The organism is Kitasatospora sp. NPDC001664 (assembly GCF_053596675.1).
Genome location: NZ_JBSFGS010000001.1, coordinates 476,931 through 498,224, shown reverse-complemented (window position 1 = coordinate 498,224; position 21,294 = coordinate 476,931). Strand labels below are relative to the sequence as shown.

Here is a 21,294-nt window from a genome sequence, read left to right as displayed (position 1 = left end):
CGGGTTACTTGACGGACTTCAGGCCGATGACGGCGTAGTCGACCTGGCCGGCCCACACGGGGTGGGCGAAGGCGCCGGCGATGTTGGAGCCGACCAGCAGCGGCTTCTTGGCCCAGGCCAGCGGCACGGCGGGCGACTTGTCCATGATCGAGGAGTCCAGGGCGAGCCACGCCTTGTCGGCCTCGGCCTTGTCGCTCAGGCCCGCGATCCGGTCCAGCTCGGCGTTGGTGGCCGGGTCGTTGAAGCGGGTGACGTTGCCGAAGTTGCCCTTGTCCTTGATGATCTTGCCGTCGTAGATCATCGGCAGGAAGGTGGCGGCCGACGGGTAGTCGGGGCACCAGCCGCTGATCGACAGACCGGTCTGCTTGGTCTTGTCACCGACGATCGAGTTGACGGCGGTCGGGTCCACCACGTTGATGGTGACGTCGACGTTGACCTTCTTCAGCGCCGCCTGGACGGCCTCGGCCTGCTGCTTGCCACCGGTGGAGGTGGTGAGCTCGGTCTTGAAGCCGGCCGCCTGGCCCGCCTCGGCCAGCAGGGCCTTGGCCTTGTCGACGTCGCCGCCCGGCTTGATCTTGAAGTGGTCGACCGACTTGCCGTCGGTGAGCACCGGCGGCAGGTAGGTGGTGGCGATGTCGACGAAGGCCGGACCGCCCTGGGCCGCCTGGAACGACTCCTTGTCCACCGCGTACTGCATCGCGAGGCGGACCTTGGGGTCGTTGAACGGGGCCTTGCTGTTGTCCATCTGCAGCGAGGTGGTGCAGCCCGCGTTCTCGGAGATCAGACGGGCCTTCAGCTCCGGGTTGGTGAGCACCTCGCTGATCTTCGACGCGACCAGGTCGACGTAGGAGAGCGAGTTCTTGTCCTCGCCCTGGTCGGCGATCAGGCGCTCGGCCACACCGGTGCCCTTGAGGGTCTGGTCGACCACGATCTTGTCCGGGTACGCCTTGCGGACGGTGTCGGTCTTCTCGTCCCAGAAGGTGTTGCGGACCAGCACCATGCGCTTGCCGCGGTCGTAGCTCTCGATCTTGTACGGACCGGAGGAGACCGGGTGGTTGCTGTAGTTGGCGCCCGCCTCCTTGGCCTTCGGCACCGGGGCGAAGGTCGGCAGTGTCACGGTGTAGCCGAACTCGGCCACCGGGCGCTTGAGGTGGAAGACGATGGTCTTCTCGTCCGGGACCTCGATGGACTCCTTGCCGAGGCGCTGGCCGGTGAGCGGGCCCTTGTAGTCCTCGGGGGCGTTCAGGTAGACCCGGGCGTAGTCCGGGCCGCCGGGGAGCTCCGGCGAGTAGGAGCGCTCGACGTTGTACTTGATGTCGTCGGCGACGATCGGGGTGCCGTCCTCGTACTTGAGGCCGTCCTTCAGCTTGAAGGTCCAGGTCTTGCCGCCGTCGCTGGACTGGCCGAGGTCGGTGGCCAGGTCCGGCTCGATCTTCAGACCCTCGGCGCCGGGCGCCGCCTTGAAGGTGGTGAGGGTCCGGTAGAGGACGCGCACGCCGAAGTCCATCACCGGCATGGTCCAGTTGCGGGTCGGGTCCAGCTGGTCGAAGTCGGTGTTCGACAGCAGGTTCAGGGTGCCGCCCTTGACGGGGGTGCCGCCGATGATGCCGTCACCGGCCGTGACGACCGGCTTGTCCGTGTCGTCGGAGGACGAGCCGGTGCTCGAACAGGCCCCGAGGCCGAGGGTGAGTGCTGCCGTGATCGCGGTCGCGAGCGCGGCGTGGATGCGCCTGGTCATGTGCAACTCCGCAGTGGAAGGCCGCAGTTGCGGCCTTGGTCCGCCCCGGGGCTGATCCGGGGCCACCAGGAGTGCTGCCCGCCGGGGTCTAGCCGCTCCAAGGTGTGACCCGTAACATAGTAATGTGAAATTGCACTGGCAAGAGATGGAGCGGGCCGTTACCGACCTGTGTCCCTCCAGCCCCTCAACTCCCGCCACGCGCAAGGAAACACTGCACGTCAGACCCGTACGTGCGTAACAGCACCACCACCGTCCAGTCCGGCGAAGGAGCCGCAGCCGTGTCCGACCCCCGCCCCCTCAACACCGGCAGCCACGACCTGCCCGTCTCCCCCGCGCTGGACGCCTTCATGGGCACCGGCTGGGCCGCCACCCCGCTGCCCGCCACCGACCGGGTGAACGGCTACGCGTTCATGCCCGCCCGCCGGGCCAGGCTGGCCGCCGCCTTCCCCGGGGAGCGGCTGGTCGTCCCCGCCGGCCAGTTGAAGGTCCGCAGCAACGACTGCGACTACCGCTTCCGCCCGCACAGCGCCTACGCCTGGCTCACCGGCCTCACCGGCGAGGAGCAGGTCGGCCACGTCCTGGTGGTCGAGCCGAGCGGCGAGCCGGTCCTCTACCTGCGCCCGCGCTCCCCCCGCGGCGGCGGCAGCCCCTACGGCTCCGAGTTCTACCGCGACCGCCGCTACGGCGAGTTCTGGGTCGGCCGCCGCCCCGACCTGGACGAGGCCGCCCAGCTCACCAGCATCCGCACCGCCCACCTGGACGAGCTGGAGGACCTGCTGAAGGGTCCTCAGGCCCCCACCCGCCTGCTCGGCGGCGTCGACCCGCTGCTGGACGCGGTGCTGCCCTCCGACGCGCAGCTCGCCTCGACGCTCTCCGAGCTCCGGCTGGTCAAGGACAGCTGGGAGGTGGAGCAGCTCCAGCTCTCCGTCGACCTCACCACCACCGGCTTCGAGGACGTCGTCCGCGCCCTGCCGCTCGCGCTGAAGCACGGCCGCGGCGAGCGCTGGCTGGAGGGCACCTTCAACCTCCGCGCCCGCGCCGAGGGCAACGGCACCGGCTACGACACCATCGTCGCCTCCGGCGCCCACGCCTGCGTGCTGCACTGGATCCGCAACGACGGCGCCCTCGACCCCTCCAAGCTGCTGCTGCTCGACGCCGGCGTGGAGACCGACTCCCTCTACACCGCCGACATCACCCGCACCCTCCCGCTCAGCGGCACCTTCTCCCCCGTCCAGCGCCAGGTCTACGAGCTGGTGCTCGCCGCCCAGGACGCCGGAATCGCCACCCTCAAGCCCGGCGCCAGCTTCCGCGACTTCCACCGGGCCGGCATGCGGGTGATCGCCGAGGGCCTGGCCGACTGGGGCGTGCTGAAGATCAGCGCGGACGAGGCCATGCGGGAGGACAGCGGCCTGTTCCGCCGCTACACCCTCTGCTCCAGCGGCCACATGCTCGGCCTGGACGTCCACGACTGCGCCAAGGCCCGCGCCGAGACCTACCTCGACGGCAAGCTGGAGGAGGGCCAGGTCCTCACCGTCGAGCCCGGCCTCTACCTCCAGCCCGACGACGAGACCCTGCCGGCCGAGCTGCGCGGCATCGGCGTCCGGATCGAGGACGACCTCGTCATCACCGCCGACGGCGCCCGTCTGATGTCCGGCGCGCTCCCGCGCTCGGTGGCCGGTATCGAGGAGTGGATGGGCACCCTGCTGGGCTGAACCTCCTTGCCATCATGGATCCATGACGGACACCGACGTTGAACTGACCCCGGCTCAGGCAGTCGCCGAGTCGGGGTTCAGTCTTGACACCCTGCGGTACTACGAGAAGATCGGCCTGCTCGGTGAGGTGCGCCGCTCGGCCAGCGGACACCGCCGCTTCACCGCCCACGACCTGGCCTGGCTGGGCGTGCTGCGCTGCCTGCGGGACACCGGGATGCCCATCGCCGACATGCGCGACTACGCGGAGCTGGTCCGGGCCGGGGACTCCACGGTCGCCGCGCGGCTGGCGGTCCTGGAGGCCCACGACGAACAGGTCGAGGCCCAGATCCGGGAACTCCAGCGGCAGCGCCAGGCCATCCGCGACAAGATCGCCTACTACCGCGAGGTCCTCTGAGGCCCCGTCAGGCCGTCTGCTCGAAGGCGGCCGTGAGCTCGCGGGTGAGCGCCTCGGCCGGGCCGGTGCGGGCCAGGTGGTGGGCGGTGCCGGCCCACAGGTGCATCGCCTCCAGGTCGCCCCGGGCGGTCGCGGCGGCCCGCAGCGGAGCCGTCAGGTGGTGCACCTCCGGGTAGCCGGTCGGGGCGAGCGGGCCGTAGCGGTCGATGAAGGCGTTGCGCAGGCCGCGGGCCGGGCGGCCGGTGAAGGCCCGCGTCACGGTGGTCGGGCCGGGGTGCCCGGCGAGGGCCTTCTTGTAGGGCTCGTTCGCCCCGGACTCGTCGGTGCGCAGGTAGGCGGTGCCGATCTGCGCGGCCACTGCTCCGGCCTCGCGGACGGCGACGAGTGACGGGCCGTCGGCCAGGCCGCCCGCCGCGATCATCGGCAGGCCCGCTGTTCCGATCTCGCGGAGCAGCGCGGGCAGCGGAGTGGTGCCCGGCACCGCGTCCGCCCGGTGGGTGCCGCGGTGGCCGCCGGCCTCCGGGCCCTGCACGCAGAGCGCGTCCATCCCCCGCGCGGCCGCGGCGAGCGCCTCGTCGAGGGTGGTGACGGTGGCCACCTGGTACGTGCCCGCCGCCCGGAACGCCGCGGCTTCGGCGGCGCTCGGCAGCCCGAAGGTGTACGAGACCACCGCCACCGGATCCGCCAGCAGCAGCGCGGTCTTCTCCTCCCACCCGTCCCGGTCCGGCCCGAGCTCCTCCGGCAGCACCACCCCGTACCGCTCGGCCTCCGCCCGCAGCACCTCCCGGTACGCGGCCACCGCCGCCGGGTCGGAGGGCACGTCCGGCACGAACAGGTTCACCCCGAACGGACGGCCCGTCAGCTTCCTGGTCGCGGCGATCTGTTCGGCCAGGGCCGTGGTGCTCTTGTACCCGGCCGCCAGGAACCCCAGCCCGCCACCGTCGTTCACGGCGGCCACCAACTCCGGGGTGGACCCGCCCCCTGCCATCGGAGCGGCAACGATCGACGGAACAACCATGGCAACCACGTTATCCCGGGGGCGCGAGGAACTGCGCGCAGGGGAACGGCAGCACGTGCAACTGGCTCGCCTGCCCCGACCTCACACTGGTCCGCCTTCCGAACTCGCGCAGTTCCCCGCGCCCCCGGGGTAGCCAATTACGGCCTGATCAGCCCGCTGGCCAGGCCGGAGGCGATGGCCGCCGTGCGGCTGTCGACGCCGAGCTTGTCGTAGATGTGCACCAGGTGCGTCTTCACCGTCGCCTCACTGATGAACAGCCGCTTGGCGATCTGCCGGTTGGCCAGCCCCTCCGCCAGCAGCTGCAGGATCTCCGCCTCGCGCGGGGACAGCGTCGGCCGCCCCGCCCGCACCCGCCCCAGCAGCCGCGCCGCGACCGGCGGCGCCAGCACCGTCTCCCCGCGGGAGGCGGCCTTCACCGCCGCCACCAGCTCCTCCGGCGGGGCGTCCTTCAGCAGGTAGCCCGTCGCTCCCGCCTCGACCGCCGACAGGATGTCCGCGTCCGTGCTGTACGTGGTGAGGATCAGCACCGCCGGCGGGTCCGGCAGCGCGGTGATCCGCCGGGTCGCCTCGACCCCGTGCATGCCCGACCCCATCTGAAGGTCCATCAGCACCACGTCCGGCCGCTCCGCCAGCCCCTCCAGCACCCGCAGCGCCTCGGCCCCGTCGGCCGCCTCGCCGACCGCCTCCAGCTCCGGCAGCTCGTCCACCATGGCCCGCAGCCCGCGCCGCACCACCGGGTGATCGTCCACCAGCACCACCCGGATCACGACGCCTCCCGCATCATCACGCTCTCCGCCGTCTCGATCGCCCGCAGCGGCAGCGACACCGCGACCACCGTGCCCTCCCCCGGTGCGGACTCGACCGTCAGGCTGCCGCCCAGCGCCGCGATCCGCTCCCTCATCCCGTGCAGCCCGAACCGGGCCCGCCCCGCTTCCGGGAGGGCCTGCGGGTCGAAGCCCACCCCGTCGTCGAACACGTCCAGCGTCACCTCGTCGTCCAGGTACGTCAGGGTCACCGCGACCGCCCTGGCCCGCGCGTGCCGGACGGCGTTGGCCAGCGCCTCCTGGGTGAGCCGCAGCAACGCCACCTCCGCCTCCACCGGCAGCGGGTACGGCTCGCCGTCAAGGTGGAACGCCGCGCCCTGACCGGCCGTCAGCCGGCGCAGCGCCTCGCAGAGGGTGGCGTCGTCCAGGGCCGGCGGCGTCAGTGCCTGCACGAACCTGCGCGCCTCCGCCAGGTTCGCCGAGGCGGTGGCCCCGACCTCGGCGATCCGCTCCCGGGCCGTCGCGGCCCCGTCCGGCAGTGCGGACTCCGCCGACCGCGCCAGCAGCACGATGCTGGACAGGCCCTGCGCCAGGGTGTCGTGGATCTCCCGGGCCAGCCGCTGACGCTCCGCCAGCCGGCCGGCCTCCCGCTGGGTGGCGGCAAGCTCGCCCCGGGTGCGCACCAGGTCGTCGATGAGGCGCTGCTTCTCCCGGCTCTCCCGGTAGAGCGCGGCGTAGCCGTAGGCGGTGAGCAGGGCGACCACGGCGCCGGCCACCGGGCCGAGCACCTTGGGCGTGGTCAGGCCACCGTCCGTCCCGGCCTGGGCGGCGACCACCACGGCGGTCAGCCCGGCCACCGAGAGCACGGCCCAGCGGACCGGCATCAGGTGGAGGCAGACGAAGTAGAGCGGAAAGGCCAGGTAGCAGAACTCGGGGTGCTGGAGTGTCAGCCCGATCCAGAGCAGCAGCACCGCGCCGAACCAGACCCAGGCCCAGCGCCTGTCCGTACGGATGGCCTCCACCGCCCCGCCGCTCAGGTAGACGGCGGCCAGCACCATCGCGGTGATCACCGCGCCGGGACCGAGGTTGCCGACCGCCAGGCCGCGCGCGAGCAGCACCACGAGCAGGGCGGCGAACAGCCCGTGCAGGGCGAAGTTCATCAGCCGCAGCGCGGGGGTCGCTCCGGGGTGGGGTTCGGTGGCGGTCACGCCTTCCGAGGGTACGGGGTGGCGGTGGCGGCTCAGGCCGCCACGGCATCAACCGTTCGATGGATTCCGGGGTGCATCCCCCGCAGGAGTGGACTCCCCTTCCTCTCCCTGATGGAACGGAGCCCGCGCGCCGACAGGGTGGAGGAGTCTGAACCACTCCGTTCTTCCCCGAGAGGGTCACCGTGTTCGTCGCACTACGGGACATCCGTTTCGCCAGAGGGCGCTTCGCCCTGATGTGCGCGGTGGTCACCTTGATAACCACACTGGTCGTCTTCCTCTACGGCCTCACCGGCGGGCTCGCCTCCGCCGCCTCCTCCACCGTCGCCGAGCTCCCGGCCGACCGCATCGTCTTCGGCGCCCCCGCCGGGGCCGCGCCCACCGTCTCGTTCAGCAACTCCACCGTCTCCCCCGAGCAGGCCGCCGCACTGGCCGCCGCCCCGGGCGTGAAGTCGGCGCAGCCGCTGGGCATCTCGATGACCAGGCTGACGGGCAGCGCGGCCGCCGCCTCGGTGAGCGTGTTCGGGGCGCCGGGCGCGCTGCTGCCGCCGTTGGAGTCCGGCGCCCAGCCCGCGGACGGGCAGGTCGCGGTCGGCTCGGACGCGGCCGAGGAGTACCACCTGACGGTCGGTCAGCAGGTGAAGCTGGGCCCCGTCCAGCTCACCGTCTCCGGCATCACCGCGCCCCGCTCGTACGGGCACGCCCCCACCGTGTGGACCACCGTGGCGACCTGGGAGCGGGTCAGCAGCCAGACCCAGCCCACCGCGCTGGCCCTGGACGTGGCTGGCGGCACCGACCTCGCGACGCTGGACGCGGCCCAGGGCACCGAGACCGTCGCGCTGTCCGACGCGTTGGCGGGAATCAACGGCTACTCGGCCGAGCAGGGGTCGCTCCAGATGATCCAGGGCTTCCTGTTCGCGGTCAGCGCGCTGGTGGTCGGGGCCTTCTTCACGGTCTGGACGGTGCAGCGCAAGCCCGACATCGCGGTGCTCAAGGCGGTCGGCGCGAGCAGCGCCTACCTGGTGCGGGACGCGCTCGCGCAGGCGGCCGCCGTGCTGCTCGGCGGGGCGTTGCTGGGCGGGCTGCTCGGCGGGGTCGGCGGGCTGTTCGCTGCCTCGGCCGTGCCCTTCGACGTCAGCTTCCTGAGCGTCTTCGTGCCCGTCACCGCGATGGTGCTGCTCGGCCTGCTCGGGGCCGTGCTCGCCGTCCGCCGCATCACCTCCGTCGACCCGCTGGCCGCGCTGGGAGCCAACCGATGACCGCCACCACCACCGCTGTCCGTACCGGCCTCGCGCTGGAGGACGTCACCCTCACCTACCCCGACGGCGAGGCCCGGCTCACCGCCCTGGACGCCGTCTCGCTGGCGGTCGCCCCCGGCGAGTTCACCGCCGTCGCCGGGCCGTCCGGCTCCGGCAAGTCCTCGCTGCTGGCGGTGGCCGCCACCCTGCTGCGGCCGGACTCCGGGCGGGTGCTGATAGACGGTCAGGAGGTCGGCGCGCTCGGCGAGAAGGACCGGGCCGCGCTGCGCCGGGAGCGCCTGGGCATCGTCTTCCAGCAGTCCAACCTGCTGGCCTCGCTCACCGCCGTCGAGCAGCTGCTGGTGCTGGAGTCCGTCCGCGGCGGGTCCGTCCGGGCCGCCCGGGCCCGGGCCGAGGCCCTGCTCGCCTCGGTCGGCCTGGACCCGGCCAAGCAGCGCCGCCGCCCGCACCAGCTCTCCGGCGGCGAACGCCAGCGGGTCAACATCGCCCGCGCGCTCTTCGGCTCCCCGTCCGTCCTGCTGGTGGACGAACCCACCTCGGCCCTGGACCACGAACGCGGCGCCCAGATCGTCGAGCTGCTTGCCGAGATCACCCGCGAGCACCGCACCGCCACGGTCATGGTCACCCACGACCGCGACCTGCTGGGCCGGGTCGACCGGGTCCTGGAGATGCACGACGGCCGGCTGCGCTGACGCATCGCGCGCCCCCGTTCCGGGCCAACCCCCGTTCGGCCCGGAACGGGCGCCGCGTCGGTTCCGGCGCCTCGGTGCTACCGCGCCGGGGCGGCCGCCTCGGCGCGGAGCGCGTCCACGTACCGGGCCAGGTCCTGCTCCGCCAGCCCAGGGCGGGAGTTGAGGCCCTCCGCCACCGCCGCGAGCACCGGGCCGGTGCCGGCCGCCAGGGCGACGTCCTTGGCGGCCAGCCGGACCGGGAAGTCCGCCTCCGTGCTGGTGGCCCGCGCCAGCAGCCCCGCCAGCGGACCCGCCCCCAGCACCTCCGCCGTCAACTCCGCCGGCAGGCCGTAGCCGTCGGCCACCGCCAAGGCCTCACCGACCAGCGCGACTCCCCCGACGATCGCGCTGATCACCACCACCTTGAGCGCCGCACCCGTGCCCGGCCCGCCGCAGTCCACCACCGTGCCCAGCGCCGCCAGCACCGGCCGGGCCCGCGCCACGTCCTCCGCCCGGCCACCGGCCAGCACGGTCAGCCCGCCGCTCGCGGCCGGGCCCACGCTGCCGAGCACCGGGGCGTCCACCAGGCCCACCCCATGCGGGAGTTCGGCACGCAGCTCCGCCACCGCCACCGGCCCCACCGAGGACATCTCCACCCAGAGCGTCCCCGGCGCCAGCTCCCCGACGATCCGCCCCGCCACCTCCCGCAGCGAAGCCCCGTCGGCCAGCATCGTCACCACCACCCCGGCCCCGCGCACCGCCTCCGCCGCGCCGCCGGCCTCCTCCAGCCCGGCCCCCTTGCCGGGCGTGCGGTTCCACACCCGCACGTCGAACCCAACTGCCGTGAGGCGCTTGGCCATCGGCAGGCCCATCCGGCCCAGCCCGAGGAATGCGATCGTCTCCATGCCCCTCACCGTAGGCAGCCCGAACCCAGGCGACAAACGAATGTCCCGCATGCTATCCATGCGCGATGGACATGGCCTGGCTCGAAGTCTTCCGCACCGCCGCCCGCCTGGGCTCCTTCACCGCCGCCGGCGAACGCCTCGGCTACACCCAGTCCGCGATCTCCCGTCAGATCTCCACCCTGGAGGCGGAGTTCGGCGCCCCTCTGTTCGACCGCCTCCCGCGCGGCGTCCGCCTCACCGAACACGGCCGCACCCTGCTCCCGCACGCCGAAGCCGTCCTCGACCGCCTCGACACCGCCGCCCGCGAACTCACCGCCCTCAGCTCCCTCACCGGCGGCCGCCTGCGCATCGGCTCCTTCGACAGCGCCAACGCCGTCCTGGTCCCCACCGCCCTGGCCCGCTTCCGCGCCGCCCACCCCTCCCTCTCCATCGCGGTCACCGAAGGCCTCTCCGCCACCCTCCTCGACCAACTCCGCGAGGGCCTCCTCGACCTCGCCGTGGTCACCGCCTACCCCGGCCACCCCTACGACACCGACCTCTTCGACCTCACCCCCCTCACCACCGACACCCTCCTGGTCGCCCTCCCCCGCGACCACCCCCTGGCCTCCCGCCCCTCCCTCCACCTCACCGACCTCGCCGAAGCCCCCTGGATCGCCGCCTCCCGCGACCCCGGCTCCACCCTCCTCGCCGCCTGCCTCCGCCAGGGCTTCCACCCCCGCATCGAGTACGCCGTCGCCGAATGGACCGCCAAACTGGGCCTGGTGGCCGCCGGCCTCGGCGTCACCCTCGTCCCGTCCCTCTCGGCCCCCGCCACCCGCCCCGACCTCGCCCTCGTCCCCCTCCACCCCGACGACACCCCCACCCGCCACGTCCACACCGCCACCCGCCGCGGCCACGCCCTGCCCCCTGCCGTCACCGCCTTCCTGCCGCACCTCCGGGCGGCGGCCGACGGGGCGTCAGGGCAGCAGTGACTGCCGTGGCAGGTCCAGCAACGGCAGCGCCTCCCGTACTGCGGCCGCCACCGCGACGTCGGCGTCCTCGACCAGTTCGGTGAGGAGTTCCATGGTCCCGGGTTCCTGCGGCAGGATGCTCGCCACCAGCCTCAGCGCCAGAATGCGGACGGCGGCTTCCGGATCGGTTCGGGCATGATCCAGGATCAAGCCGTGGTACTGCCCCGGTTCAACGGCCGCCAGGACCTGGAGGGCGGCCTCGCGCACCCTGGGGCTTTCGTCCACCACCCCAGCGGCCGCGACGGTGCGCAGAGCGGAGTCGTCCGCCCGCCACACGCCGAGCAGGGAGATCGCCACTCCACGAACCTCGGGATGCCCGTCGGCGACCGCGTTCATCACGAGGGTCGCCACCTCGCTGATCTCCGGCCAGTACACCGCCAGCAGCTGGAGGGCGATGGCCCGGACCTCGTGGTGAGGGTCCGTGGTGGCGGCCAGCAGCAGAGGGAGTACCGACGTCTCCTCCGGCCACCTGTTCGCAAGGACGACCAGGCCCTCCACCCGCACCGAAGGCTCCGCGGCGTCCGCCGCCGCCAGGGCCACGGCGAGGACCTCCTCCCGGTCCCGCCAGTACTGGGCCAGGATCGCGACCGCTGTCTCCCGTCCCTGAGCCCCTGTTGCGGTCGCAGCGGCGAGAACGGTCTCGAAGGACTCCTGACGGTCCGTCCACCTGCGGGCCAGTACCGCGAGGGCCCCGCCCTGGTCCTCGGAGCTCCCGTCAGCTGCCACGGCTCGCACCGCCTCGAAGGCCTCCGCGCTGGACGGCCAGCCGGTGCCGAGCAGGTGCAGGGCCGACCTGCTCACCTCCCGGTCCTCATCCGCCATGGCATCGAGCACAGCCCCGAGCGAGGCCTCCTTGTCCGGCCAGTGCAGGGCCACGGTGTGGAGAGCCGCGAGTCGGACCGCCTCGTGCTCGTCCCGCAGACCGGCCAGGACAGCGCCGAACGCCTCCGCAGGATCGGGCCATTCCCGGTCGAACACTGCCATGGACCGCCGCCGGACCGAGAAGTCCGCATCCACGACTGCGGCGCAGAGCACTTCGCGCGCTGCCGCCCGGTCGCGGTAGTCCGCCCCGAGAGCCAGGACAGCGGCTCCACGGACCTCGGGATCCATCTCCTCTGCGGCCCTCATCACCGCCGAGAACACGCCCTCGTGCTGGGTCCAGCCCAGTGCCAGTACGCCGATCGCCAGCAGGCGGCCGGGACTGCGTTCGTCGGTCGCCGCTGCCATCACGGTGTCGAACGCCTCGGGGCGGGCCCTCCACCGGTAGGCAAGGTAGTAGAGCGCGGTCCGGTGGACGCCGGGCTCGGAGTCGATCGCGGCCTCGCGCATCACGGCGAACACCTCATCCCGGTCAGCCCAGTCACGCGCGAGAGCAGCGAGGGCACCCTCCCGCGTGCCGGCGGGACGGGTCCGGTCGGTGGCGTCGGCAAGGAAATCGGTGAACACGTCTTCGCTGTCCGGCCATTGGTCACCCAACCGCCCGATGGCTGCCTCCCGGAGCGCAGAGTCCCACGGAACGCTCGTCTGGAAGCGGAGTTCGTCCAGGTCCCGCGCGAGCAGGCTGGCGATGCCCGCCATGTCGCTCCCGTCACGGTCGGTGTCGCAGGCCACGGCGTGATACCACCTCAGGTACCGTGCCCGCCCGCCCCAGTAGCGGCTGACCGACCGGAGGGCGACGTCCGTCTCACCGGTCGTCCGGAACTCGCGTTGAAAGGCCGCCAGGACCAGCGCGTCGATGACCGCGTTGCCCTGGACCGTGAGCGAGAGGTGCCGGCTCGGCGAACCTGGAGCCGGCGCAGTCTCGAAGTCATCGCGCTCGGCCAGGGCACGGAGCGCGAGTTGCAGGCCCGCCTCCCTGACTTCCCGTCCCTTCAACCGCTGCAGGAGGTAGTGGATGAAGGCGGCCGCGTCGCGCTGCCGCAGGCCACCGACCGTGAGCAGGATGACCTCGTGCCACGCCGGATCGGCCGTGTGCCGGCCGAGGTGATCGAGCAGTTCCTCCCTGCTCCACTCCTCCTCGTTGCGCCGGTACAGGATGTCGTTGGCCGTCAGGTACTCCAGGAAGGTGCGGTGAACGAAACCGTAGACGCCACCGCCGAAGTGGGCCAGGAGGAAGTTCCGGGTGCGCAGCTGGTCCACCAGGTGGTGGGCCGCGATGTCGGCCGCGGTCCGGTCGATGTGGTGACCGGTGAGGTAGTCGGCCACGATCTCGATCAGTTCGTCATGACGGATGTAGGTGCCCGACGGCCGGTCAGCGCTGTCCTGCATCCGCCGGGCAATGCGCTCCAGGAGCCGCAGGCGCCGACTTGTCGTCAGCCACTCCACGGCCCGGGCCGCCTCGGCATCCGCCGGCCCCGGCGCGTTGAGGAACTTCGCGTCCCGGTCCCAGCGACCGATCAGCACCTCGATCGCGTGCTCGTACACCTTCCGCCGCTCCCGGGGGATGGTCCGGCCCAGACCGATCGAGGCCAGGATCGTCAACAGGAGCGGATTGGCGGCCAGTTCACCGACGGCCCGAACCTCCCTGACCGAGTCCAGCAGCCGCTGGGCGAGCCTACGGGCCTGCCCGGGCTCACCGGGGTGCGCCGCCGTGTACCAGAGGCCGACGAACTCGGTGACCTGACGCCGTTCGAGGTTCTGCAGCATCACCTGCGTGAAGCCCGCCGAGCTGAACTCGTGCGAACGGTAGCCGTACTCACGCGAGGTGACGACAATGCGGACACCTGGCCGGCTGATGGCGAAGGCGGCGATCCGCCGGGCCGTCTCGGCGCGGACCTCCGGGTCGAAGACCTCGTCCAGGCCGTCGAAGACCATCACCACCCGGCCCCGCGCCAGGATGTGTTCGAGCACCGGGCGCGGCAGCTCCATCCGGCCCTGCTCGTGCACGTGATCCAGGAAGTCCTCGAAACTCCGCTCGCGCCAGCGCTCCTGCGCGTACTGCCGCAGCTCCACGATCAGCGGAACGCAGCCCTCAAGCGGGGCCAGCTCGTCCGGGAGTCGGTCGAGCGCGCCGGCCAGTGCCAGGGCGAGGTACTTGGCCAGTGTCGACTTGCCCGCCCCCGGGTCACCGAGCACCACCAGCCGGGACACCGCACCTTCCGCCAGCACTTCCAGCACCGGCCTGGGCAGGACCGACCGCTGCGTGTCGGACAACTGCTGGGCCGCCGTGGAGTCGAGGCCGGGCGGTAGCGGACCGTCCACCAACTCACCAGCCTCGGTGAGGAGTCGGCGCAGGTCATCCGGGAGCCGGGTCTCGAACGGTCGGGTCAGCTGAGGGACGAACACCTGGCGCAGCTCGATCTGCGGCAGCTCTCCGGCCGCGTCCCCCGGCCCGAGCACGTCCAGGTTCAGCCGCCGCTGGCTCTCCCTCACCCGGGCCAGGTACCCGGCGAGCGCCTGCTCCACCTCACGGTCCGTCGGCGCGGCATCCGCGCCCGGCGGTCCGACGTGCACCGTGATCTCGTTGTGCACCACCGTCGCGTTCTCGCCGATCGCACCGTGGACCACGTCCCGGCCCACCCCGACCGCGCCGGCACCGCCGACGTCGACCCGCACCTCCGAGCCCGGCCGCCGCCCCCACCACCAGAACCGACGCCGCTCCATCCCTGCTCCTCCGCCCGACCGCCGACTGCGCCCAAGACGCTACCGGGGTAAGGGCGATGGAGGAGGACGGACTACTGAACCGGCCCGAGCATCGCATCCACGGAGAGCGTCACCGGTGCACCGACCGACTCGGGAAGAGTGAAGGACTGGCCTCGATGGCGGACCGCATGGACCCGGTACTCGCCATCGGCTGGGTCGGTGAGCACCAGGACCTTCTCGTTCGTCCGGTCGACGATCACGTAGACGGGAACACCCGCACCGGCGTAGGCGGCGGGCTTCTTCTTGAGGTCGTCACCCAGGTTGCTCGAGGTGACCTCGACGACCATCCGGAAGACGGCAGGGTCATAGCACTTGTGGGCGACCTCGTGGTCGCGATAGTCGGCGTCCACCACGGACAGGTCGGGAATCGCGTAGTCCGACGGACCTGCGGGCAGCCAGATGCCCATGGCCTGGATGAGCCGGCACTCCTCGCCGTGGAGTGGCGCGAGCGCGAAGACGAGGTCGGTGAGCACCTCGCCGTGCGGACCGTCAGCGGGTGGTGTCACGGTGATCTGGCCCCCGATGATCTCGACTCGGTGGCCGACCAGTTGGTCGGAGATCATGTCGGCGGCTTCGAGCAGCGTCGGATGCGGCTGCTCAGCTGCTACTGCGGACATGGGCGTTCCTCCCGGCTGGCCGGTGTCGAGAACACCATCGTAGGCCAGCCGCTCCGGCGGCAAGCGTTACTGCCGCCGGCCACCGGAACGAGTGAGGACCTGCGACCTCAGCGGGCGCCGAGGCGGAGGGCCGGGCGCTCGTCGATGGTCTCCTCGTCCGCGGCCCAGAGGGAGCGGACGTGGCCGAGGTGCTCGACCATGCAGCGCTCGGCGGCCGGGGCGTCGCCGGAGATCATCAGGTCGAGGAGGGTCAGGTGCTCCTCGGCCGAGGAGACGAGCTCGCCGCGCTGGTCGAGGCGGGTGAGGCCGTAGAGGCGGGAGCGCTTGCGGAGGTCGCCGACGACCTCGACCAGGCGGGCGTTGCCGGCCAGGCCGAGGACGGAGAGGTGGAACTGGCGGTCCGCCTCGAGGTAGCCGATGAGGTCGTGCTTGCGGGCGGCGACCACGATGGCCTCGGCCTCGGGGCGCAGGGCCTCCAGCTGCTCGCGGGTGGCGGTGCGAGTGACCCGGCCGACGGTGGGGACCTCGATCAGGGCGCGGATCTCGGTGTAGTCGTCGAGGTCGCGCTCCGTCAGCTCGGTGACCCGGAAACCCTTGTTCCGGACCGCCTCGACCAGGCCCTCGCGGGCCAGGTCGAGCATCGCCTCCCGGACGGGGGTGGCGGAGACGCCGAAGTCGGCGGCGAGCGCGGGGGCCGAGTAGACGACGCCCGGGCGGAGTTCGCCGGAGATCAGGGCAGCGCGCAGGGCGTGGGCGACCTGGTCGCGCAGGCGCTCCTGGACGGAGATGAGGGCGCGGGGCTTGAGGTCCGCCATGGTGTTCCTCCGGTGGGGGCTGAGCAGGACACCATTGTACAATGTCACGTTACGTTGAATACGTTGATTTGTGAATTACTTCTGTCCGGCAGCAGCGAATTGTGCGGAGGCGACCGCCAGGTCCTCCCAGGCCATGCCCACGCTCTTGAAGAAGCGCGGCCGGTCCGTCGGGACAACTGCCTTGCCGTTCACCAGTTCTGACAGGTTAGCAAGGCGGTCCCCGGGCACAGAAGGGATCAGCAGGTCCCCGGCCTCCCGCAATGCCACCGCCCGCGACTCCACGTACAGCGCGGAGCGCTCCACCAGCACCGAGTCGACCTCCCGGGCCGCCGGCTCGTGCGAGCCGACCGCCGCCACCGCGGCGTGGTCGGGGACGCTCGCGCCGTCGAAGAGCGGCTCGCGCGCCGTGGTGCAGCAGACCACCAGATCGGCCTCCGACACCGCGTCAGGGGTGCCGAGGGCGGCCGACAGCCCGAGCGAGGCGGCGTACGCGACCAGCGCGGCGGCCGGCTCGGGCGAGCGCCCGACCACCGTCACCCTGGTCAGCGGGCGGATCGCCAGCAGCGCGTCCAGGTGGGCGAAGGCCTGCGGGCCGGTGCCGAAGAGCACCAGGTGGGAGGCGTCCGGCTCGGCCAGCTGACGCAGCGCCAGGGCGGTGACGGCGGGGGTGCGCAGCGAGGTGAGCGCGACGCCGTCCAGCAGGGCGAGCGGCTGGAGGGTCGGGCCGTCCAGCAGCAGGTAGCTGCCGGTGATCCGGGGCAGGCCCCGGGCGGCGTTGCCCGGGACCACCCCCGCGATCTTGACGCCGGTGTACCGCGCCGAGGCGGCCGGCATCAGCAGCAGCTCGCCCGCCGGGACGGGGATGTTGCTGCGGGCCGGGGCGTCCTCGACGTCGAGGCCGTCGAGCAGGACGGCCGCGAGGGCGTCGACCGCCTCGGCGGGGCCCAGGGTGAGGGGGACGAACGGGAGCTGAGCGGTCATCAGAGCAGGAACCCCGTCCCGAGGGTGTCGGCCGGGTCGAGCAGGAAGCGGTGCTCGCCGGTGCGGTGGGCGGTACCGGCGACCTCGGTGATCACCCCGTCGGGGTGCTCGCCGGCCAGCCGTCCGGTGAAGACGGTACCGATGATCGACTCGTGCCGCAGCTCCTGACCGGGGGTCAGACGGCCCTCGGCGGCCAGCAGGGCGAGCCGGGCGGAGGTGCCGGAGCCGCACGGGGAGCGGTCGATCTGGCCGTCGGCGAAGACGGTGACGTTGCGCTGGTTGGGGCCCGACGCGATCGCGGGCAGGTCCTCGTGCAGGATCACGCCGTAGACGCCGGAGAGCAGCGGGTCCGAGGCGTGCCGGGTGGCCGGGTGGTCCGCCAGGGCGGCCCGGATCTCCCGGCCGACGGCGGTGAGTTCGGGCAGCCGGTCGGTGGTGACCGTCAGGCCGAGGTCGGTGGCCCGGACCGAGGCGTAGCAGGCTCCGGAGTGCGCGAGGTCGACGGAGACCGGGCCGCGCGAGGTCTCCACCTTGACGCCCCGGGCGGAGACGGCGGTGGGCACGTTGCGGAAGGTGATGCCGGTGGTGGCGCCGCCGGAGCGGTGCACGGTGGCGGTCACCCGGCCGGACGGGACGTCGATCCGCACCCGGGCGTCGCCGTCGGCGGGGGCGTCCACCAGGCCGGAGTCGACGGCCCAGGCGCCGAGCGCGATGGTGCCGTGGCCGCAGGCGGTGGAGTAGCCGTCCTTGTGCCAGAACAGCACGCCGAAGTGGGCCTCGCTGTCGTCGGCCGGCACCACGAAGCCGCCGTACATCCCGGCGTGGCCGCGCGGCTCCCGGGTGAGCAGCTGCCGGACGGTGTCCAGGGCGCTCGGCCGGGGGTTGGTGGCGGTGCCGCCGGCGCCGAGCGCGATGGCCCGGCGCTCGGCGACCGAGTCGCCCGGGATCGGCGGCAGGCCGGCCGTGACGATCCGGAAGGGCTCGCCGGCGGTGTGGTAGTCGACCGTCTCCACGCGCGGGCTCATCGCGGGCTCCCGGCGGGGAGCAGGGTGACGGTGCGCTGGGCGGTGAAGAAGTCGAGCACGGCCTGGCCCTGCTCGCGCGCGCCGTAGCCGGCGCCCTTGGCGCCGCTGAACGGGAGGTGGAAGTCCACGCCGCTGGAGGGGGCGTTGACCCGGACCATGCCGGCGTCCAGCCGGTCGGCGGCGGCCAGCGCGGTGTCCAGGTCCCGGCTGTGCACCGAGGTGGAGAGGCTCTGGGCGGTGTCGTTGGCCACCGCGATCGCCTCGTCCAGGTCGGCGGCGGGCAGCAGCACGGCGACCGGGCCGAAGAACTCCTCGGTGCGCAGCGGGTGTCCGGCCGGGACCTGCTCCAGCAGGGTGGGCTCGATGAACCAGCCGTCCCGGTCGATCCGGTGGCCACCGGCCAGCGCGACGGCACCGGCGCCGACCGCGGAGTCGACGGCGGTGGTGAGGCGCTCCAGCGCGGGCTCGTTGATGACCGGGCCGCAGACCTCGGTGAGGGCACCGGGCGCGGCGATCGCGGTCAGCGCCTTGGCCAGCGCCTCGGCCAGCGGCTCGTAGGCGTCGCCGACCGCGATCACCCGGCTGGTGGCGGTGCACTTCTGGCCCGCGTAGCCGGCGATGGCGGCGGCCAGGTGGGCGGCGGCCTGGGCGATGTCGGCGTCGGGCAGCACGATGGCGGCGTTCAGGCCGCCCATCTCGGCCTGCACCGGGACGCCGCGCTCGGTGGCGGCGGCGACCACGGCCCGGCCGACGCCGGTGGAGCCGGTGAAGGAGATCACGTCGGCGCCGGCCACCAGGGCGGCGCCCTCCTCGGCCCCGCCGGGGACGACGGTCAGCACGCCCTCCGGCAGGCCCGCCAGCTCGGCCAGGCGCAGCGCGCAGGCGGTGGCCTCGGGGGCGGGCTTGAGCACCACCGCGTTGCCGACCGCGAGCGCCGGGGCGGCCTTCCAGGTCGGGATGGCGAGCGGGAAGTTCCAGGGGGTGACCAGACCGGCCACGCCGTACGGGCGGCGGCGGGTGAGCAGCAGGCCCTCGCCGGCGGCGGGCTCGTGCACCTCGCCGGCCGGGGCGAACGGGGCCTGGGCGTAGTAGCGCCAGATCGCCACCGTGCGGCCGACCTCGCCGCGCGCCTCGACGGCGGGCTTGCCGACCTCACGGACGATCAGCTCGGTCAGCTCGTCGGCGTGCGCCTCGATCGCGGCGGCGGCCTGGGTGAGGGCGGCCGAGCGGCCCGCCGCGCCGAGCGCCCGCCAGCCGGACTGGGCGGCCCGGGCCCGCTCGATGGCCGCAGCCACCCCGGCCGCGCCGGGGCTCTCGACCTCGACCACCAGGTCGGACGGGTCTGCGGGGTTGTACGAGGTGATCACGGGGTGCCTTTCGGACGGCGGGCGAACGGGTCGGGCGGCCTGACGGTCGGTCAGAGGGGGTGGGGGCGGCGGCTGCGGACGGGCAGCGCGACCGCCCCGGCGCGGTCAGAGCAGGAAGCCCGCGGGGAACGGGTCGCTCGGGTCGAGGAAGTACTGCGCGGTGCCGGTGACCCAGGCCCGGCCGGTGACGGTCGGGACCACGGCCGGCCGTCCGGCCACCGTGGTCTCCTCCACCAGACGGCCGGTGAAGGTGGTGCCGATGAAGGAGTCGTTGCGGAAGTCCTGCTCCAGCGGGAGCTCGCCGCGGGCGTGCAGCTGGGCCATCCGGGCCGAGGTGCCGGTCCCGCAGGGCGAGCGGTCGAACCAGCCCGGGTGGATGGCCATCGCGTGCTGCGAGTGCTCGGCGGTGGAGCCGGGCGCCAGCAGCTGCACGTGGTGGCAGCTGTGGATGGACGGGTCCTCCGGGTGCACCGGGCGGTCGGCCGCGTTGATGGCGTCCATCATGGCCAGGCCGGCGTCCAGGATCTCCTGCTTGCGCTCGCGCTCGAAGGGGATGCCGAACTCGGCCAGCGGCAGGATCGCGTAGAAGTTGCCGCCGTAGGCCAGGTCGTAGGTGACGGTGCCGTAGCCGGGGACCTCGATCTTCTGGTCCAGGGCGACGGAGTAGGAGGGCACGTTGCGGATGGTCACGGCCTTGGCCGCGCCGTCCTGGACGTGCACGTCGGCGATCACCAGACCGGCCGGGGTGTCCAGGCGGACGGTGGTGACCGGCTCGACCACCGGGACCATGCCGGTCTCGACCAGCACGGTGGCCACGCCGATGGTGCCGTGCCCGCACATCGGCAGCAGGCCGGAGACCTCGATGTAGAGCACGCCGAAGTCGGCGTCCGGCCGGGTGGGCGGCTGGAGGATCGCGCCGCTCATCGCCGCGTGGCCGCGGGGCTCGTACATCAGCAGGGTGCGGAAGTCGTCCAGGTTCTGCTGGAAGTGCACCCGGCGCTCGGCCATGGTGGCCCCGGGGATGGTGCCGAAGCCGCCGGTGATGACCCGGGTCGGCATGCCCTCGGTGTGGGAGTCCACGGCGTGGAACACGTGACGGCTGCGCATGGGGGGATCTCCTCGGGGAGAGAGGGCCGGCTGCCGCCGCAGCCGGCCTCTGGTCACTTCTCGGGCTTGACGCTGTGTCAGACCAGGCCGGCCGCGATGGCCTGCTCGGTGGCGGCGCGGACGGCCGCCTCGATCTCCGGGGAGAGCGGGAAGCGCGGCGGACGGACCGGACCGCCCGGGCGGCCGGCGATGTCCATGGAGAGCTTGATGGCCTGGACGAACTCGGTCTTGGAGTCCCAGCGCAGCAGCGAGTGCAGCGAGCGGTACAGCGGGACGGCGGTCTCCAGGTCACCCGAGACGGCGGCGTGGAACAGCTTGGCGCTGGCCTCCGGCAGGGCGTTCGGGTAGCCGGCGATCCAGCCGACGGCGCCGGCCACGGCCAGCTCCAGCAGCACGTCGTCGGCGCCGATCAGCAGGTCCAGGCCCGGGGCGAGCTCGGCGATCTCGTACGCCCGGCGGACGTCGCCGCTGAACTCCTTGACGGCGACGATGTTGCCGTCCTTGTGGATGTCGGCGAGCAGCGAGGGGACCAGGTCCACCTTGGTGTCGATCGGGTTGTTGTAGGCCACGATCGGCAGGCCGGCCTTGGCCACCTCGGCGTAGTGCGCGCGGACCGCCGCGGCGTCGGCGCGGTAGGCGTTCGGCGGCAGCAGCAGGACGGAGCCGGCGCCGGCCTCGGCGGCCTGCTCGGCCCAGCGGCGGGACTCGGCGGAGCCGTAGGCGGCGACGCCCGGCATGACGCGGGAGCCGTCACCGGCCGCCTCGACGGCGGTGGTGACCACGCGGGCCCGCTCCTCGGCGGTGAGGACCTGGTACTCGCCGAGCGAGCCGTTGGGGACCACGCCGTCGCAGCCGTTGGCGATCAGCCACTGGACGTGCTCGCCGTAGGCGTCGTAGTCGACGGACAGGTCGTCACGCAGCGGGAGCGTGGTGGCGACCATGATGCCGCGCCAGGGACGGGTGGGCTCGTGCGTTGCGGACACTTGGGGGTCTCCTTGAGTGGTGAGGTGTGACATTTTATTAGAGCGGGCGGAGGACCACAAGGGTGTGGACCACCTGAGGGG

The 21,294-nt window shown here is 72.9% G+C and carries 18 protein-coding genes; 5 read left to right on the top strand and 13 right to left on the bottom strand.

Features of this window, described 5'->3' with window-relative positions:
- Positions 1–4 precede the first annotated feature (4 nt).
- Positions 5–1,738 carry an ABC transporter substrate-binding protein gene (locus tag ACWCYY_RS02260; RefSeq protein ID WP_345279551.1) on the bottom strand — a complete coding sequence of 578 codons (1,734 nt, stop codon included), beginning with the start codon at positions 1,736–1,738 and terminating at the stop codon, positions 5–7.
- A gap of 278 nt (positions 1,739–2,016) precedes the next feature.
- Here ACWCYY_RS02260 and ACWCYY_RS02255 point away from each other — a divergent pair, with 278 nt between their 5' ends.
- Both ACWCYY_RS02255 and ACWCYY_RS02250 read left to right on the top strand, forming a co-directional pair.
- Positions 2,017–3,450, top strand: a complete 1,434-nt coding sequence (locus ACWCYY_RS02255; protein WP_449794822.1) for an aminopeptidase P family protein — start codon at positions 2,017–2,019, stop codon at positions 3,448–3,450.
- Positions 3,451–3,472: 22 nt separating this feature from the next.
- Positions 3,473–3,844 carry a MerR family transcriptional regulator gene (locus tag ACWCYY_RS02250; protein ID WP_345279554.1) on the top strand — a complete coding sequence of 124 codons (372 nt, stop codon included), beginning with the start codon at positions 3,473–3,475 and terminating at the stop codon, positions 3,842–3,844.
- Between the two features lie 7 nt (positions 3,845–3,851).
- Here the strand turns inward: ACWCYY_RS02250 and ACWCYY_RS02245 are convergent, their stop codons facing one another.
- The 3 genes from ACWCYY_RS02245 to ACWCYY_RS02235 all read right to left on the bottom strand — a co-directional run bounded on the left by ACWCYY_RS02245 (position 3,852) and on the right by ACWCYY_RS02235 (position 6,834).
- A complete protein-coding gene (locus ACWCYY_RS02245; protein WP_449794821.1) occupies positions 3,852–4,862 on the bottom strand; it encodes an NAD(P)H-dependent flavin oxidoreductase in 1,011 nt (336 codons plus the stop codon).
- A gap of 137 nt (positions 4,863–4,999) precedes the next feature.
- A complete protein-coding gene (locus ACWCYY_RS02240; RefSeq protein WP_345279559.1) occupies positions 5,000–5,629 on the bottom strand; it encodes a response regulator transcription factor in 630 nt (209 codons plus the stop codon).
- Positions 5,626–6,834, bottom strand: a complete 1,209-nt coding sequence (locus ACWCYY_RS02235) for a sensor histidine kinase (protein ID WP_345279561.1) — start codon at positions 6,832–6,834, stop codon at positions 5,626–5,628. The genes ACWCYY_RS02240 and ACWCYY_RS02235 overlap by 4 nt, the downstream gene beginning before the upstream one ends.
- A gap of 182 nt (positions 6,835–7,016) precedes the next feature.
- Between ACWCYY_RS02235 and ACWCYY_RS02230 the strand changes: the two genes are divergently transcribed.
- Both ACWCYY_RS02230 and ACWCYY_RS02225 read left to right on the top strand, forming a co-directional pair.
- The gene (locus ACWCYY_RS02230) at positions 7,017–8,090 is read left to right on the top strand and encodes an ABC transporter permease (protein WP_449794820.1); all 1,074 of its coding nucleotides are present in this window, start codon (positions 7,017–7,019) and stop codon (positions 8,088–8,090) included.
- A complete protein-coding gene (locus ACWCYY_RS02225) occupies positions 8,087–8,782 on the top strand; it encodes an ABC transporter ATP-binding protein (RefSeq protein ID WP_345279565.1) in 696 nt (231 codons plus the stop codon). The genes ACWCYY_RS02230 and ACWCYY_RS02225 overlap by 4 nt, the downstream gene beginning before the upstream one ends.
- 77 nt (positions 8,783–8,859) lie before the next feature.
- Here the strand turns inward: ACWCYY_RS02225 and ACWCYY_RS02220 are convergent, their stop codons facing one another.
- Entirely contained in the window at positions 8,860–9,666 is an 807-nt protein-coding gene (locus ACWCYY_RS02220) for an NAD(P)-dependent oxidoreductase (RefSeq protein ID WP_449794819.1), read from the bottom strand.
- Positions 9,667–9,731: 65 nt separating this feature from the next.
- Here ACWCYY_RS02220 and ACWCYY_RS02215 point away from each other — a divergent pair, with 65 nt between their 5' ends.
- Positions 9,732–10,637 (top strand): LysR family transcriptional regulator, encoded by a 906-nt coding sequence (locus tag ACWCYY_RS02215; protein ID WP_449794818.1) that lies wholly within the window; start codon positions 9,732–9,734, stop codon positions 10,635–10,637.
- Here ACWCYY_RS02215 and ACWCYY_RS02210 read toward each other — a convergent pair.
- From ACWCYY_RS02210 to ACWCYY_RS02175, 8 genes are all read right to left on the bottom strand, one after another.
- Positions 10,623–14,279 (bottom strand): NACHT domain-containing protein, encoded by a 3,657-nt coding sequence (locus ACWCYY_RS02210; protein ID WP_449794817.1) that lies wholly within the window; start codon positions 14,277–14,279, stop codon positions 10,623–10,625. The two genes, ACWCYY_RS02215 and ACWCYY_RS02210, sit on opposite strands and share 15 nt — an antisense overlap.
- A 71-nt stretch (positions 14,280–14,350) precedes the next feature.
- Entirely contained in the window at positions 14,351–14,935 is a 585-nt protein-coding gene (locus ACWCYY_RS02205; RefSeq protein ID WP_345289755.1) for a Uma2 family endonuclease, read from the bottom strand.
- A 107-nt stretch (positions 14,936–15,042) separates the two neighbouring features.
- Positions 15,043–15,750, bottom strand: coding sequence for a GntR family transcriptional regulator (locus tag ACWCYY_RS02200; protein ID WP_345289756.1), 708 nt, complete (start codon positions 15,748–15,750; stop codon positions 15,043–15,045).
- Positions 15,751–15,825: 75 nt separating this feature from the next.
- The gene (locus tag ACWCYY_RS02195) at positions 15,826–16,731 is read right to left on the bottom strand and encodes an ornithine cyclodeaminase family protein (RefSeq protein ID WP_449794816.1); all 906 of its coding nucleotides are present in this window, start codon (positions 16,729–16,731) and stop codon (positions 15,826–15,828) included.
- Positions 16,731–17,756 carry a proline racemase family protein gene (locus ACWCYY_RS02190; RefSeq protein WP_345289759.1) on the bottom strand — a complete coding sequence of 342 codons (1,026 nt, stop codon included), beginning with the start codon at positions 17,754–17,756 and terminating at the stop codon, positions 16,731–16,733. The genes ACWCYY_RS02195 and ACWCYY_RS02190 overlap by 1 nt, the downstream gene beginning before the upstream one ends.
- Positions 17,753–19,123, bottom strand: a complete 1,371-nt coding sequence (locus ACWCYY_RS02185; protein WP_449794815.1) for an aldehyde dehydrogenase family protein — start codon at positions 19,121–19,123, stop codon at positions 17,753–17,755. Before ACWCYY_RS02185 ends, ACWCYY_RS02190 begins: the two co-directional genes overlap by 4 nt.
- A 105-nt stretch (positions 19,124–19,228) precedes the next feature.
- On the bottom strand, positions 19,229–20,230 hold the full coding sequence (locus ACWCYY_RS02180) for a proline racemase family protein (protein WP_449794814.1): 1,002 nt from the start codon (positions 20,228–20,230) through the stop codon (positions 19,229–19,231).
- Between the two features lie 77 nt (positions 20,231–20,307).
- Positions 20,308–21,171, bottom strand: coding sequence for a dihydrodipicolinate synthase family protein (locus tag ACWCYY_RS02175; protein ID WP_345289825.1), 864 nt, complete (start codon positions 21,169–21,171; stop codon positions 20,308–20,310).
- Positions 21,172–21,294 lie beyond the last annotated feature (123 nt).